General features: G+C 37.5%; 20 protein-coding genes and 1 pseudogene. 8 read left to right on the plus strand and 13 right to left on the minus strand.

The genetic code is table 11. The features are described from left to right. Positions 1–185 precede the first annotated feature (185 nt). The 9 genes from PZE06_RS04740 to PZE06_RS04780 form a co-directional block, all read right to left on the minus strand. Positions 186–1490, minus strand: a complete 1305-nt coding sequence (locus PZE06_RS04740) for a pyrimidine-nucleoside phosphorylase (protein ID WP_150915017.1) — start codon at positions 1488–1490, stop codon at positions 186–188. 42 nt (positions 1491–1532) lie between these two features. Next, complete coding sequence (locus tag PZE06_RS04745) at positions 1533–2351, minus strand: purine-nucleoside phosphorylase (protein WP_150915018.1); 819 nt, start codon at positions 2349–2351, stop codon at positions 1533–1535. 15 nt (positions 2352–2366) lie between these two features. After that, a complete protein-coding gene (gene deoB, locus PZE06_RS04750) occupies positions 2367–3545 on the minus strand; it encodes a phosphopentomutase (RefSeq protein WP_150915019.1) in 1179 nt (392 codons plus the stop codon). Positions 3546–3744: 199 nt separating this feature from the next. Further along, entirely contained in the window at positions 3745–4638 is an 894-nt protein-coding gene (xerD, locus tag PZE06_RS04755; RefSeq protein ID WP_150915020.1) for a site-specific tyrosine recombinase XerD, read from the minus strand. Between the two features lie 5 nt (positions 4639–4643). Further along, positions 4644–4871, minus strand: coding sequence for a YqzK family protein (locus PZE06_RS04760; protein ID WP_150915021.1), 228 nt, complete (start codon positions 4869–4871; stop codon positions 4644–4646). Positions 4872–5292: 421 nt separating this feature from the next. Beyond that, positions 5293–5742 (minus strand): ferric iron uptake transcriptional regulator, encoded by a 450-nt coding sequence (gene fur / locus PZE06_RS04765; protein WP_150915022.1) that lies wholly within the window; start codon positions 5740–5742, stop codon positions 5293–5295. 145 nt (positions 5743–5887) lie between these two features. Further along, entirely contained in the window at positions 5888–6529 is a 642-nt protein-coding gene (spoIIM, locus tag PZE06_RS04770; RefSeq protein WP_150915023.1) for a stage II sporulation protein M, read from the minus strand. Positions 6530–6693: 164 nt separating this feature from the next. After that, positions 6694–7866: a TIGR00375 family protein gene (locus PZE06_RS04775; protein WP_150915024.1), complete on the minus strand. Its 1173-nt coding sequence runs from the start codon at positions 7864–7866 to the stop codon at positions 6694–6696. Then, positions 7863–8414 carry an NUDIX domain-containing protein gene (locus tag PZE06_RS04780; protein ID WP_191963161.1) on the minus strand — a complete coding sequence of 184 codons (552 nt, stop codon included), beginning with the start codon at positions 8412–8414 and terminating at the stop codon, positions 7863–7865. Before PZE06_RS04780 ends, PZE06_RS04775 begins: the two co-directional genes overlap by 4 nt. Before the next feature lie 73 nt (positions 8415–8487). On the opposite strand from PZE06_RS04780, the gene mciZ reads away from it, so the two are divergent. Next, on the plus strand, positions 8488–8631 hold the full coding sequence (gene mciZ, locus PZE06_RS04785) for a Z-ring formation inhibitor MciZ (protein ID WP_150915026.1): 144 nt from the start codon (positions 8488–8490) through the stop codon (positions 8629–8631). 55 nt (positions 8632–8686) lie between these two features. After that, positions 8687–9598 (plus strand): aldo/keto reductase, encoded by a 912-nt coding sequence (locus PZE06_RS04790; protein WP_150915027.1) that lies wholly within the window; start codon positions 8687–8689, stop codon positions 9596–9598. Between the two features lie 96 nt (positions 9599–9694). On the opposite strand, the pseudogene PZE06_RS04800 reads toward PZE06_RS04790, so the two are convergent. From PZE06_RS04800 to PZE06_RS04810, 3 genes and pseudogenes are all read right to left on the minus strand, one after another. Continuing rightward, positions 9695–10305, minus strand: a pseudogene (locus PZE06_RS04800) (YpmS family protein). Between the two features lie 12 nt (positions 10306–10317). Further along, positions 10318–11256, minus strand: coding sequence for an SGNH/GDSL hydrolase family protein (locus PZE06_RS04805; protein WP_150915028.1), 939 nt, complete (start codon positions 11254–11256; stop codon positions 10318–10320). A 411-nt stretch (positions 11257–11667) separates the two neighbouring features. Continuing rightward, positions 11668–11913, minus strand: a complete 246-nt coding sequence (locus PZE06_RS04810; protein WP_150915029.1) for a YqkE family protein — start codon at positions 11911–11913, stop codon at positions 11668–11670. Between the two features lie 337 nt (positions 11914–12250). Here PZE06_RS04810 and PZE06_RS04815 point away from each other — a divergent pair, with 337 nt between their 5' ends. The 6 genes from PZE06_RS04815 to PZE06_RS04840 all read left to right on the plus strand — a co-directional run bounded on the left by PZE06_RS04815 (position 12251) and on the right by PZE06_RS04840 (position 15765). Next, positions 12251–12652 carry an IS110 family transposase gene (locus PZE06_RS04815; protein WP_225310615.1) on the plus strand — a complete coding sequence of 134 codons (402 nt, stop codon included), beginning with the start codon at positions 12251–12253 and terminating at the stop codon, positions 12650–12652. 56 nt (positions 12653–12708) lie between these two features. Continuing rightward, entirely contained in the window at positions 12709–12927 is a 219-nt protein-coding gene (locus PZE06_RS04820) for a hypothetical protein (RefSeq protein WP_225310611.1), read from the plus strand. Next, entirely contained in the window at positions 12911–13144 is a 234-nt protein-coding gene (locus PZE06_RS04825; RefSeq protein ID WP_225310779.1) for a hypothetical protein, read from the plus strand. The genes PZE06_RS04820 and PZE06_RS04825 overlap by 17 nt, the downstream gene beginning before the upstream one ends. 467 nt (positions 13145–13611) lie before the next feature. Then, positions 13612–14067, plus strand: coding sequence for an immunoglobulin-like domain-containing protein (locus tag PZE06_RS04830; RefSeq protein WP_150915030.1), 456 nt, complete (start codon positions 13612–13614; stop codon positions 14065–14067). A gap of 943 nt (positions 14068–15010) precedes the next feature. Next, positions 15011–15223 (plus strand): chymotrypsin family serine protease, encoded by a 213-nt coding sequence (locus PZE06_RS04835; protein WP_150915031.1) that lies wholly within the window; start codon positions 15011–15013, stop codon positions 15221–15223. Positions 15224–15633: 410 nt separating this feature from the next. Further along, the gene (locus tag PZE06_RS04840; protein ID WP_263641551.1) at positions 15634–15765 is read left to right on the plus strand and encodes a hypothetical protein; all 132 of its coding nucleotides are present in this window, start codon (positions 15634–15636) and stop codon (positions 15763–15765) included. Here PZE06_RS04840 and PZE06_RS04845 read toward each other — a convergent pair. Then, positions 15755–15946: a hypothetical protein gene (locus PZE06_RS04845; protein ID WP_150915032.1), complete on the minus strand. Its 192-nt coding sequence runs from the start codon at positions 15944–15946 to the stop codon at positions 15755–15757. The two genes, PZE06_RS04840 and PZE06_RS04845, sit on opposite strands and share 11 nt — an antisense overlap. Positions 15947–15986 lie beyond the last annotated feature (40 nt).

A 15986-nucleotide genomic window follows, 5' to 3' on the forward strand; every position in this document is an offset into this window, starting at 1 on the left:
TAAAGGCTTCCCAATGTTGATGATGATCAAAAAAGATCTCTTTTAGAATATTTCTGTCCATAAATAAAAAATACCACAGCCCTAATGACTGCGGTAGACCTTAAATTTTTATACTTTCTTATCTTTTCAAAAAAAACCATCAACATATCATTTGTTGATGGTCCAGTTCGAAGTTCACTGTCGTTTTATTCCGTTATTACTTCATATATAAGGGTTGGTGCATCCACTTTTGATGGCGAGACTTTAATATTTCGATACAGTTTTTCTTTAACCTCGCTGACGTCTTCAAAATTGCTATAAATCGTCACAAGTGATTGACCTTTAGTCACTTTATCACCAATTTTTTTATTGAGGATAAAGCCAACTGCTAAATCGATGCTTGACTCTTTTGTCGCTCTACCTGCTCCAAGCAGCATCGCTGCCGTTCCTATTTCATCAGCGACCATTTCTGTTACATAGCCATCCTCTTTCGCCTCTAGCTCAAAGATAAATTTTGCTTGTGGAAGCTTTGACGGGTCATCCACGACTGAACTGTCTCCACCTTGTGACTGTAAAAAGGTTTTAAATATTTCCAAAGCAGTTCCATTCTTAATAACAACTTGTAGCTTCTCTCGTGCTTCTTGGAGATTACTTGCTTTATTGGCCAAAAGCACCATCTGACTTCCAAGGGCAAGGCACAGCTCTGTTAAATCTTCCGGCCCCTCCCCTTTTAATGTTTCAATTGCTTCTTTGACCTCTAAAGCATTGCCAATCGCAAAGCCAAGTGGCTGATTCATATCAGATATAACCGCCATTGTCTTTCTGCCCACATTATTCCCGATTCGGACCATTGCTTTCGCAAGCGCCCGGGAATCTTCAATCGTTTTCATAAATGCTCCAGCACCAGTTTTCACATCTAAAACGATAGCATCCGCTCCAGCAGCAATTTTTTTACTCATTATTGAGCTAGCAATGAGCGGAATGCTGTCCACTGTCGCCGTCACATCTCGCAGGGCATAAAGCTTCTTATCTGCTGGCGTTAAATTTCCACTTTGGCCGATGACAGCTAGCTTATTCTTATTTACTAAACGAATAAATTCTTCCTTTGTTATTTCAACATGAAATCCAGAAATCGATTCCAATTTATCAATGGTTCCACCAGTATGACCGAGACCGCGTCCTGACATTTTTGCAACTGGAACTCCAACCGAAGCGACCAAAGGACCTAATACAAGGGTGGTAGTGTCTCCTACTCCCCCAGTTGAATGTTTATCAACCTTAATCCCTTCTATCGCCGAAAGATCTATTTGTTCACCTGATTGAACCATCGCCAACGTAAGATCCGCCCGTTCTTTTTCAGTCATCCCTTGAAAATAAATGGCCATTGTCAATGCACTAACTTGATAATCTGGGATTTCACCTTTCGTGTATCCTTCAACAATAAACTGAATCTCTTCTGTGGTTAGTTCTTTTCCATCTCGCTTCTTTTCAATTAAATCGACCATTCTCACGCGTATTCACCACTTTTTTTCAGAAATAGATGATTATCGGTTTTACTTTAATTCCTTGATCATGGCTTTGACAAAACGAAGAAAATTTTCTTTCACTTTTTCTGTTGTTTCAATTACTTCCTCGTGGTTTAACGGTTGATCAAGAATACCGGAAGCCATGTTCGAAATACAAGATATCCCTAGCACTTCAAGACCGCTATGACGAGCTACGATTACCTCTGGAACTGTCGACATTCCCACTGCATCGCCACCCATTACTCGTAGCATTCTAACTTCAGCAGGCGTTTCGTATGTAGGACCCGTATTTCCAACGTATACACCTTCTTGAAGCTTAATGTTTAACTGTGAAGCAATTGCTTTTGCCTTATGAATTAGTTCTTTTGAATACGCCTCTGACATATCCGGAAATCTTACGCCTAATCGCGAATCGTTTTTTCCAATTAAGGGATTAGATCCCATATTATTAATATGATCCGTAATTAGCATAAGGTCTCCAGCTGAAAAAGACTCGTTGATGCCACCGGCAGCGTTTGTCACGATAAGCGACTTCACGCCAAGTTCTTTCATTACTCGAACTGGGAAAGTCACTTGCTCAAAGCTGTATCCTTCATAAAAATGAAATCTTCCTTGCATGGCTACAACTGGTGCTCCGTTTAATTGACCGAAGACTAACTGACCAGCATGGCCTTCCACAGTCGATACTGGAAAATCAGGAATTTCCTGATAAGGAATGCGTACTGCATTTTCAATTTCATCAGCCAGTACTCCTAATCCAGAACCGAGAATGAGGCCAATTTCAGGATTCAAATTGAGCTTTTTTTGTAAATACTCAGTTGCTGCTACAATGTTTTCATAATTCATTTCATGATCCCTCCACTACTTTAAATCACCAAGGAAGCTTTGTCCGTATTTAGGGGGCTTTACTTTAAAGTTTTCAGCAACTGTTGCCCCAATATCAGCAAATGTCTCCCGTATAGGCAATGACTTCCCTGCTATATTTTTTGCATAAACAAGCAACGGAACATATTCACGGGTATGGTCTGTTCCATGATGTACAGGATCGTTTCCATGATCTGCTGTTATAATAAGCAAATCATCTTCCTGCAATTTTGCCAATACTTCCGGCAATCTTGCATCATATTCTTCAAGGGCCTTTCCATATCCTTCAGGATCCCTTCTATGTCCGAATAAAGCATCAAAATCGACTAAATTTAAAAAGCTTAACCCCGTAAAATCCATATCCAATGTTTGCACAAGCTTATCCATACCATCCATATTAGAAACCGTTCGCAACGATTCTGTTACTCCTTCTCCATCATAAATATCAGAGATTTTTCCAATTGCAATAACATCAAGGCCTGCATCTTTTAATTCATTCATAACCGTCCGTGCAAAAGGTTTTAAGGCATAATCATGTCTGTTAGCGGTTCTTTTAAAAGCACCAGGCTCTCCGACAAATGGTCGAGCAATCACACGTCCCACCATATACTTCTCATCAAGCGTTAGTTCACGTGCAATTTTGCAAATTTTATATTGTTCATCAATTGGAATAATGTCCTCGTGAGCAGCAATTTGCAGAACGGAATCAGCCGACGTATAAACGATTAAATCACCGGTTTTCATATGCTCTTCACCAAGCTCTACGAGGATTTCAGTTCCACTTGCAGGCTTATTGCCGATAATCTTTCGTCCTGTTCTTGCTTCAAGCTCGGAAATTAATTCCTCAGGAAATCCATTCGGAAATACGCGGAAGGGAGTATCTATATTCAACCCCATAATTTCCCAATGCCCTGTCATTGTATCTTTTCCACTCGAAGCCTCTTGCATTTTTGTATAAAAAGCTAACGGTTTCTCTACCTTTTCAATTCCTTTAATTTCACGGATATTGCTGAGACCCAATTTTCCCATATTCGGCATATGAAGGCCATTCATCCTTTCAGCAATATGACCTAATGTATCGGCACCCTTATCACCAAACTTTTCTGCATCTGGTGCCTCACCGATTCCTACAGAATCCATTACAACTAAAAAGATTCGTTTATATTGAAAAGTCATTCAATCTCCTCCTCGACAACATCATTCATCAGCGGCTATTAATCATTAGTTGAGATTTATCTTGCTTACTTTTCCCTGCTTTCACATAGATTACAAATAACTTTCATTTGTCAGAAGTCTGACATCTATATTTTACTAAAACATGGCAAGAAAAAGCTACCTATAAATCCCTAAGTAGCCGAAAAAATCTATTACTCTATTAAGCACGTGGATGAAATTTACTATATACATCCTTCAAGCGCGTCTTCGTTACATGGGTATAAATTTGTGTTGTTGAAATATCAGCGTGCCCGAGCATTTCTTGAACCGCTCTTAAATCTGCCCCATTTTCCAGTAAATGAGTGGCAAAGGAATGGCGTAACGTATGGGGCGTAAGCTCTTTTTCAATACCAGCTTCTTTCGTAAGCCTCTTTAAAATCTTCCAAAAACCTTGCCTTGTTAATCTTTTTCCATGATGATTTAAAAACAGGGCATCATCCTTATGTTTTTTCGAGACAAACTGCGGACGTCCGTTATCTAAATATTCCTGAATGGCGTTTGTTGCAGACTTTCCTAAAGGGATAATTCTTTCTTTATTCCCCTTTCCAACACAACGGACGAACCCCATTGTTAAATGGGCATCCTCTATATTTAAGCTAATTAATTCACTGACGCGAATTCCAGTCGCATAGAGAAGCTCAAGCATCGCCTTGTCCCTTTTTCCATAATGATTCTCAGCCTTTGGCGAATCTAGTAACCGCTCTACCTCATTCATGCTTAAAACTTTGGGAAGACTTCTCTCAAGCCTTGGGGTATCAATGTGGACAGACGGATCTTGGTCAACAATTCGCTCTCTTAACATAAATTGATGGAAAGCGCGTATAGAAGCAGTATGACGAGCCATTGTTTTTGCTGATTTCCCCTGTTCTTTTAAGTACCCTAAAAAATGGACAATTTGTGCACGTTGCACATTCTGATAATCGGAGATCCTTTCATTTTCCTGCAAAAATTTAATATAGCTTTTCAAATCACGTTCATATGAAATAAGCGTATTTTCTGCTAGCCCTTTTTCGACTAATAAAAAATGCATAAAATCTTTCAATTGAAGCTCCATGAACATTACTCCCCGTTTAAGTAAAACAAAATTAATCGGTTGAACCATGATGGCGTTTCCTCATTGACATTAGCGGATACCTTAATCGCTGTTCCATTTGGCTCATCATAGCGGTGATAATCCTGATACTCTTCATTTACCCATATAATACCATAGTAAAAAAGAATTGTGCATGCGGTGAATAGCAAAAATACTTTAAATGTATTTAATACAAGCTTAAGCCATGATTTCATTTTATTCGTTCCTCCAAAACAGCTATCATATATAGATGTTCTTTTTTAGAAAATGCCTCGCCAGCTTACAAGACAAATAAAAAACATCCTTATAGTAAAAGATATGCCAAGTAGGACAAGAAATATACCTCTCATACATATCTCTTTAAGCTCTATTGGGATCAATATCGGAGAAACGATAGCAAAAGCGCGAAGTGTGTCGAGTTGCTCCTGCAAGAGTGGAGCAAAGTTTCACTCTTGCTGGCCATACAAACCGCAAAGGCCATCGTCTTGGACAAAAAGAAACCGCCGATGGTACCCCACCGTCGGTCGACTTAGCAGGAATTTGATGAAGCATTAAACGCTTGTTCTTTACGTAAATGCACGACTTTTCCCTTAACAACAAAAAAGCCTCTTTCCCAGATAGAAAAAGGCCTTTATCTTATTCTTCTTCTTTATCTTGACAACGATAGCAAATGCCATGAAAGGTTAAACGATGATCTTTAATTTTAAAGTTCCATCTTTGCTCCACAACAGCTTCTACATCCTCTAATAGATCTTCTTGGATTTCATCAACAGCGCCACATTCAATACAAACTAAATGATGGTGGAAATGTGCAGCTCCTTCTTGTCGCAAATCATAGCGGGAAACGCCATCTCCAAAATTTATTTTGTCTACTATTTTTAACTCCGTTAATAACTCTAGTGTTCTATAAACAGTTGCTAGCCCAATTTCAGGTGACTTCTCTTTAACAAGGAGGTAGACATCTTCAGCGCTTAAATGATCCTCTTCGTGTTCTAACAAAACTCTCACAGTCGCCTCACGCTGAGGTGTTAGCTTATAGCTAGATGAATGTAAATGCTTCTTAATTCTTTCAATTCTTGTTTCCATTACAATTTGTCCTCCTCGCCACTGTCACGCTTTTATTATAACAGAGAGCGGAGTAATTTCAAAATAAAATCATTACAACCAAGGAAAGAAAATGATTTTTAAATAATAATCATTTTAATTAACTCTATGTTTACCAGATTCTTATCTACTGCACTGCATTCACAACCAGCTTCATTAAAGCCGGTGATACGTATGCCTCTATACCTGCTGCAGCCATTAATATGGCGAGTACCCCAATATAAGCAAGTACATATCTACCAAGTAATGGGAAAATGGGCTGACCTAACTTCTTCATAAATTGTCTTCTAATCATTTTAATAGAAAACGCCACTGATAGAGTTGCGCCAAAAATAAAGATAGGAATGATGATTAAATTTTGCGGCAAAATCGACACAAAAGAAAGTAAAAATCCATTCCAACCCATTTGATTGACTAAAAAACCGACGGTAAAGCCAACAACCATGCCTTTAATAAACAATAGCACAAGTATAACAGGAAGTCCGATAATTGAAACTCCTAATATCCACATTAAACCAACAAATTTACTATTGTGGAAAAAGCTCTGCATAAATAAATCATTAGAAGCGGCAACTTTTCCATCTGATACTTGTCCGAAAAACTGAGATAAATAATAGAATAAATCTTCTTTTTGCGTTAAGCTTAAACTATTTACCACGATCGCTCCAAAAATCACTCCCATAAGAAAGAGGACGACCACAAACAAATATATGGACGAATGTTCGCGAAAATGATTAATGACAATATCCTGGTACTTCTTTTTCTTCATGCCATGGCCTCCTAGAGTTCTAAATAGACTTATACTAAAATGTATGCCTTGTAGAACCCTTATATGCCATGAGAATCTATTAAAAAAGAAGAATCTATTAATCGCCTGTTTTTTGACATATACACTTTTCCAGCATCGAGAATGAATATGGTCTTATCTAGCAGCTAGTCCAATTTAGCAGAAATTTTTCCATATTTACCGCCGCCACCTGCTGCTAAAGACAAGGTTCCCCTTCTCGCTTGAACAATATATTGTGCGATTTTTTCTGGTACAACCTCATATAAAGCTGACTCCGGCACCGAATGCAAAATCGCCATTTCGGTCCCAAAATGATCCAACAGCTTATCAAACCATTTCGGACCGAGCCCAGGAATAAACTGCAGCGGAACTTGAGCTATATATGGAGGTCGATGCAACCTTCCATGAGCAGATGTTTTTAACTCACTTATTCGCTCTGCAACCCCTTTTATCACTTTTCTATGACCGCACTGTTGACATACTTTTTGATGCTGATCTGCTCTCGCGAAACATTTTGCACAAACTGTTTGATGATATTTTCCTAAAAGAGGATCAAGTCCATAGTTTTCAACAATTTGCTGGCCGTCTATCTCTTTAAAGGCTTCTTCTAAATGGGTAAAGGTCGCTTTTTCCATACGAATTTTTTGATATTCCCTCGCAATTTTCGCAAGCGAATGGGCATCAGAATTGGTTAAAAAGGGATATGAATGGAGCTCTTGTATTTGATCAGCCATTTGTGTATCCGCACTTAACCCAAGTTCAATTCCATCGATCAATGAAGGAATAAAAACCTCTGTTAATGATTTTTTCACCCCTTTTCCATATAAGCTTTTAAATGGTGTAAACACATGGGCTGGAATAAATAAACCGGCAAGCTCCTTTACTTTTTCTTGCAGTTCTCTTCCAGTTACATAAACACGCTGTGAGCTTAAATGAATATTTTTCAGATGATTGGCAAGCCAGTTGGAAAAAATCTTCATTGTCCTAAGATTTGCAAAGTAACAAAGGACATGAATCGGACCATTCGTGCCCTCATCATAGATTTCAAGCTCCGAACCGGGGATGACCGTCAACCCTTCATAATAAAGGCCACCCTCCTCAAGCTCAAGCAACCTTCCTTCCTCTAGTAGCCGCTCCATTTCCATGATCACTTCAGGTGAATGACAATCTATAATCCCAACCATATGCAACCCTTTCAAATCCCTAGCATGGGCAATGATATTTGAAAAAGTTAATGTTTTTGCTCCGGTAATTTTGACCGCTCGGCCTGTTTCCGTTCTGCCAATATGGATATGTAAATCTACAAAATAATCTTTCACTTTTTCAACGCCTCTTGAAGTTGTAAATATTGAATCGCATAAGCTGTTTTTGCATCATAAACCCGTTGTTCCTTCACGAATTCAATCGCCTCTTCCAATGTAACCTCCAGTACGTTCACAAACTCATCCTCATCAAGGCTTGCTGCATTTTCTTTCTTTGTTAGCCCCTTTGCCACATATAAATGAACAATTTCATCGGCAAATCCTGGTGATGTGTAAAAAGAAATAAGCCATTCTAACGATTGACTCTCATAGCCCGTTTCCTCTTCGAGTTCTCTTGCCGCTGTATATGCAGGATCCTCCCCTTTTTCTAGCTTGCCCGCTGGGATTTCGACCAATACCTTCTCCATCGGTTTACGATATTGCTCAACCATAACGATTTTATTGTCGCTTGTAATGGGGATGACCGCAACCGCTCCAGGGTGCTTTACAATTTCCCGTGTTGATGTATTTCCATTCGGTAATTCTACCTCATCCACTTGAAGGCGAATTATTCTCCCTGAAAAAACAGGTTCTGTCTTAATTGTCTTTTCCTCAAGACTTTTCATCATAAAGTCCTCCAGTTCTATTCCTAAATAATCTGTACATATAGTGTAGCATACTTAAATTGGAGGAGTACGAATGAAGGTATATGTGCATAAAAGAAAGATAATTCTGATTGGCAAAGCTCGTGAAGTACAAAAGAAACTAACACAATATAATCAATATCATCACTATGTCAACGATTGGATTCAACATATAAAAAAAATAAAGTCTAGCAATTAGTTTGTTCTTTGTTCCTCATTTTTTATACAATAAAATAAAAGAAGAGGTGAAGAAGATGAAAAAAAACAAGCTAGGAAAATCTGATTTGCAAGTGACAGAATTAGGTTTGGGCTGCATGTCCCTTGGAACAGACAAAGCTCATGCCCAAAAAATCATTGAAGCTGCCTTAGATGAAGGAATTAACTATTTTGATACTGCTGATTTATATGACTTCGGCGTGAACGAAGAAATCGTTGGTAAATCGTTAAAGCAAGTTCGCGACCAAGTCATTATTGCCACTAAAGTGGGCAATCGCTGGAATGAACAGAAAGACGGATGGCGCTGGGATCCTTCAAAACATTATATTAAAGAAGCGGTTAAACAAAGTTTAAAGCGCCTCGAAACAGATTATATCGATCTCTATCAACTTCACGGAGGGACGATTGAAGACAATATTGATGAAACCATTGAAGCTTTCGAAGAATTACAAGCAGAAGGGTTTATTCGTTATTACGGCATTTCCTCGATCCGTCCAAATGTGATTCGTGAATATGCGAAAAAATCGGACATTGTTTCCGTCATGATGCAATATAGTATTCTTGATCGGAAGCCTGAAGAGGAAGCACTTCCCTTCCTTCATGAACAGCAGATCAGTGTCGTAACACGTGGTTCTGTCGCCAAGGGACTCTTAAGTGAAAAAGCTTTGGAAAAGACTTCTCCATCTGGATACTTGGAGCATAGCTATGATGAGCTTCAACAAATCATCACAGAACTACAGGAAAAAGTCGCCGATTCTCGCCCGTTAACGGAAGTCGCTTTACACTACAATCTAGCAAATCCTGCCGTTGCATCTGTTATCGTTGGAGCAAGCTCTGTTGGGCAACTTCAAGAGAACGTGAAAGCCGTCAACTCTACTCCACTGACGAAAGAAGAGGTTACAGCGATTCAGAAGATTGCGCGAGCACATACATATCCAGCTCATCGGTAATGGGGAACGGTTTTCCTGTGCGCAATTATCCAAGAAAAAACAAAGTACGGTTCTCTCACCGCCAATTCCCATTGGTAGTACAAGAACCGTATTTCTCTATAACCCTAAGGTTTTATTTGGCACTTTTATTCTGAATGTGATCTGATCATTCTTCAAATCAAAGCTCTGAACTTTGACCTTGAATTTACTTTTTACTTCCATTTGGGTAACCCCAATATAGATGGATTGACTGCTCGGATCAATGTTGACCCAATTAGGTGTTTCTAATTTTTTTTCACGTATTCAAGAATCTTCTTTTCTGGCAATTGCAATAAACCTAGCGACATGTCTGAAGCATATAAAACAAGGTCACCATTTTCTTGTACCGAGGGCTCTAAAATGATGGAGATCGGAATTTCAGTTTGAAAAGCTTCAATTGACCCTAGTAATCTAACATTTTCACCAAAATCAACGGTGTATTTATCGCTTTGATCCTTCATAAGTTTATCAACATATTCGTTGACTAACTCATTCAAATTTTGTTTGCTTGAGTTGACCGTAAATTCAGCGCCCGGCTCCTCTTCAATATAAGCTTTCTCGGGCATTTCTGCTCCTGATACTGGCCATAGCAAGAGCGCGAAGACAAGGATGAATACAATAGCATTTACTCCAGCCAAACCTATAAATAATTGCTTCCATGACGGCTTTCTTTTTAGTTGTATTCTCATTTTTCCCACCTTCTATTCTGTCTCATCACTTGGCAATCCTGACTGTTCATTAAAATCATCTAAATACTCGAGCACACGCTTAGCCATCAATTTATACCCGCTTGTATTAGGATGGAATTGGTCCTCAGATAAGAGATGGAGCGTTGAATTAGAGAATAAATCTTTAGTCGGAATGTAGATGACATTTTCAAATTCCTCTGTCACCATTTCACTTGCATGATTCCAATCATCAAGAATGATCTCTAATTGTTCAATATCTCCGAAGACACGCTCAAACGGATTGTAAAAGCCAATCAAATAGATTTCCACCCCTGGATTTAGTTCATACATTTTCGTAAAAATAGCTCTTAATCTCTCAACATAGTTTACTCTTTCTTTTTCAAAAGGCTCCATGTTAAGATTCGTGTAATTACTTCGAACCACTTTCATAATATCATTTGCACCAATTGTGATGAGGACAATGTCCGCATTCTTAATTGATGATGCAATTTCTTCATTTTCCAGCCTGAGTAATAATTGATCCGTTCGATTGCCTCTCTTCCCTAAATTCTCAATCGAAATATGAATGTTCTGATCTTCAAACGTATGATTGAGAATTCCGACATAACCGCCACTATCCGTTTCATCTCCTACACCTTCTGTGAGAGAATCACCGATTGCAACGATTTTTTTATCATCATTAAAAAAACGAATTGCGCCTTCGATTATTTCCTTAACCTTCTCCTTAATCACCACTGCCACTGATTGTTCTTGCTCAGCATCTTCTTCTTGTTCTTCTCCACCATCAATATCATCAGAATGATTCTCCACATCTTCGTCATTCAAATTTGATACCACGTTTACACTTTTTTCTTCAGTCCTTGTCGAGATTGTTCCTGATAAAAATATATACAGAAGGAAACAGGCGATGACAAAAATAGCTGCGATAACCCACACTTTATTTCCCTTCAATTCACTCCACACCACCAAATTATCGTAATATCAAAATCTATGCATTGTAGAAGCCAACAAGTTATTTTATCACTCAATTATATGTTAAAGTAAGTGGATTTTAAAACCAGCCGCCTTAAGCCTTACCCTAGTCTAAAGAAGGATGAAACATTGCAACAGTCTACATTTTTATCATCATATAGTGCTAATTCTGCCTTCCCTTGCTTGTCTGCTTTGATGACAGCCTTTCCCTCTATTTCTCACAAAAGTGGATTTAACAATGGTATGCGGCATATTTATTCCTAGCAGAAACAAGCAATAAAAAACCCGAACAACGGCTGCGAAATCGTCATTAGCATTTCGCATCATTGTTCAGGCTTATCTTTAGTCGGATTCTTTTATTCCCCTTAAATGTATCAAAGTTGTTCTATCCTATTTGAACTTTTTCCAATCCATCGGACTTTCATTTAGCAATTCTTCAAACGACTTATTTTTTTCTCGCAACCGGCGCTCTTCTCTTTTTCTTTCCTCTTCTTCAAGCTGCTTTTTTTCTTCCGCTTTCTTTAACTGCTGCTTCTGGTCCTTTAACTGCTTCAGTAAATCAGCATTTAACATATCCCCAAGTGTTACCGGCTTATCTTCTTTTTTTGGTTGGACGTTCTGTTTCTTTTTCTTCATATTTATATTCATTCCTTTCGCTGCACTCAAGGCACAAAACGCAATGAAACAAATGCGCCTCGAGCGTTATTTTTAAAATATTCTAAGGTCATAGGGATAACAGTCAACTACAAATCACGCGGAGGTGAGTAGACCTCTTCGGTTGCGGAGTGACCGCATATTTATATGTGTAGATTGCCTTTCCAAGCACAAATAAGTGTAACTTCGAGCACGCAGACTTATCTTTGTATAAACAACTACTCGTTTATTGCTGGGCAATCAGTCCATGCTGTCTATCCCTATCATTCTCTGAAAGGATCGTTCCCTATGGCTTTAAAAATTGTGTATCCCATCTGTTGTGGACTGTATTGCTTCATCTGAAAAAGGGGTCCCTATTTACAAACGCCATCGCTTTTCAACCTATACAAAAGGATTGAATGAGCTGTCACAATGGCTTTGTGAGAGGAACTGTAAGGATGTCTGTATGGAATCTACAGAGAAATACTGGATTCCTGTGTTTAATGTTCTTGAAGATTCCTGCAACATCACTCTGGCACATCCTAAATATGTCAAAGCTATTCGCGGAAAAAAGACAGACAAAAAGGATGCCAAATGGATTGCTGATTTGTTTAAGCATGACCTCGTAGCTGGAAGCTTTATGCCTCCACATGCGATCAGACAACTTCGTGATTTTATACGTTATCGTTTTAAACGGACTAACATTATGTCAAGTGAGAAGAACCATCTTCAAACCGTTTAACCGTGTCTAACATCCAGCTTGGACATGTTGTTTCAGATACCTTCGGCAAAAGCTCTATGAACATCATTGAAAAGCTCCTTAAAAATCCTTTAAACACTACTTTTGATATTGAACCTTTTATCCACGGCTCCATCAAGAATAAACTTCCTGAACTGGAACTTGCCATTGACGGATTGATTACACCGGAGCAGGCTGTTATAAAGCACCTTTTGGTACAGTGTGCTACCGCTGTGTCAAAAGTGGCATGCATCCCGAAATTTGAAACCGCTATTTGAAACTCAAAAAAAGCGTAGAGGTCACAAACGGGCAATTATTGCCATTGCACGAATGCTTTTAACCGCTATCTACAATAATCTCAAAAAGAAAGAACCCTATAATCCAGAATTGTATAAAAAAGCTGATGTTATTCCAGTAAACCGTGAAATCGCGGTAGAACAAGCTCTTTTATTAGTTAAATCACAAGGGTTTCGTGTCATACCAGTAACGACCTGAGACTCATTTTCAACTAAATATTTCCTGTTCGCTCATTATGTGATGGCTTGTTTCACTATGCCTTCTTTTCTAGTGGTTGACCGTAGTAGTTATTTCAGACTTGTCTCTCACTAAAAGAACTTATATCGATTATAACATTTGAATCAGCCAACTATTCACCGGCAATTCACAAATAATTTAATTTTAATCAATGATTGAACATTATAAATTGGTATAATTTTACTGTATTCCAATGGAAAGGAGCTATGTTAAATGAAAAACTAACAATTGCAGCACTTTGATTATGTTTGCAGTTAATGTTTTTTCTAGGAATCTTACGTTTTTACATGCTAAACGGTATCTCCTTCGTAAATGGTCCTAATTTGTTTTAAAGAATTACATTACTAAATATAAACTTCTATCTTGAAAAACTTATTAACGTTTGAATTTAAAGATTAAACTATTATTCAATAATATGGAGATTTTCTATGAAAAAGTCAATTTTTATTTTTTTCATTATCTTAATAATTATTTTAGCTTTATGGGGATTAACAACGAAATATTTCCCAAAAACCAAAAATACTCAAAGTATACCTTCAAGTATTAATGGTATTACACTTTCCTTAAATAATAATCAAACTCATTTAAATAAACCTGTTTTAGAAATTAATATAAAAAACTCCAATAATTATGAAGTGACGTATGGTAGTGAATGGACAATCGAAAGATACGTCAATAAAGAATGGAAAAGAGTATTCCCAATTGATGAAAAAAGCTTTACAGTTCAATTATTCGCAGTAGAACCGCATTCTTCTAGTATTGAAACCATTAATTTACAATCTTATTTAGAAGATGAATTAATTGTTGGGAAGTATAGGATTATAAAGGAAATCGAGAATAAACAAATCAAGTATCTATTGGGAATTACCTTCGAAATCAAATAGACAACGAAAAGTTAAATTATATTTTGGGGAGGACTACAGAATAGGAAAAATTCTCAAATCGTTATTAGTTTCCGTATTCATTTTTAGTATTGTTAATGTAACTAGCGCTTCTTCAGCAACCTATGAGAATACTAAATTTAACCCGAATCAAGGTGCATTAAAATATATAGAAAGTATTGAAAAGACACTTGAAAAAAACTATGGATCACTCAAAAGATTTGAAGATGTTGGCGGACTATATTTTGATGAGATGGGTGTAGCACACATCGGCTTAAAAAATCGAACTTTAAAGAGTACTGAATTGACCAATCATATCATCGAAATTGTAGGGGATAGTTACATTAAACTTGAAGAAGTGAACTACTCTATTACAGAACTTGATAACTTAAAAGAATCTATCTTAAATGATATAGTATCCTTCTTAATCATATGAAGATTTTAAAAGATCTACTTTTACAATAGATGCTTTATTTAAAACACAAAACCTAGTCCTTACTTTTAATTATGAAGGATTACCAGAAGATTTAGTAAACCAATTAAAAATAAAATATCAAGATGTTTTACTGGTTGAAGAAGTAAATTTTCAATCAAGCCCAAATAAAGGAAGAAAAGAAGATTGGAATCAACAAGTTTCAGGGCTTGGCATTAGAATGTCCAGTGTTCTTCATGCTCAACTGGTGCAATTTTCTATAAAGATGGGAATTACTTTATCTCGACAGCAGGGCATTGTTTTGGAATTGCTGAAACATCTGCAACGAGAGGTGCTTTAGTAAGACAATATTCTACTAATATTGGAAGACAACACGCCGATGGTCGTGGTAGAGGATTAGATATTGGATTAGTTCGAATTACCACTGATAATACATTAACTGGTGGGCGATATGCTACAAATAAACTAAAACGTTATAATTCTGTCGATACTTATGACGCAAGTATTACTTCATTGTCAAATGTTTACACTGGTCAATATGCGTGTAAGTCTGGAATTACATCAGATTATACATGTGGTGCTGTGACAAACGCCAATACGACTGTTAAATACCCAGAGCAGACTTACACTTTTAATATTGCCAAAGTAGCAGGTACTGACTGGTCTTTGCCTGGTGATAGCGGTGCAGGTGTTTATAATAGTAGTGGTTCAACAGCAACTATTTAGGTAATGTTTCTGGTAACTATAAAATAAATGGAGTTGTTCAAGGAGGTTATATTTCAAAATTTAGAGATGTTGCAGATTCATACGGTGTATCTTTATATATATCTAACACAATTTATAAAGTAGTGAATTAAAAAAATGGAGAATTTTTTCGGTTCATGAACCCTTCGGTGTTTGTTAAGAAAGTGTCTAATTTTACTTTTAAAAAAACACCTAAAATGTTTTCATTTGATGGCCACTTCATAAAAAATTATTTCTTGCGGTCTAATCTTTTATGAAGTGGTAAAATCTATTATAGCACCTATCCCATTCTATTTCCGTTGTAAGCTTTTGTTCACTATCACTGAACGTATAAGCTCCTCTTATTTAACTCATTCTATGGATGAGGGTTTATCGAAAAGGAGGAAACGAATATGAGCCAAAAGCGTGAAAAAGGAAACAGTCAAAAAGGACAGCCTCATGCTGAGAATGTGAAACAAAACATAGCTGCCGAAGAGTTAGAACAAGCTATTCATCCAACAAAAAGGCAGAATTCTAAACAATAATGTAGTGGAGAGACTTGGTTTTCTGCCAGTCTCTCCCCGTCATGTAGTCATCCCTATCCTTCGTGGACAATCGTTTAACTTTTGTTTTTCCACTAATTATCTCTGTATCATGTTCAGTTGTTTTAACCCCTAGCCTACGTGCTCCCATGCCAAATGGGCATTCATAACCAACTTCGCTCATTCTGACTAAATTCCTTTTTCCTTTGATTCGATTTCATCAT

This window comes from Robertmurraya sp. DFI.2.37 (assembly GCF_029211245.1).
Lineage (GTDB): Bacteria > Bacillota > Bacilli > Bacillales > Cytobacillaceae > Robertmurraya > Robertmurraya methanolica_A.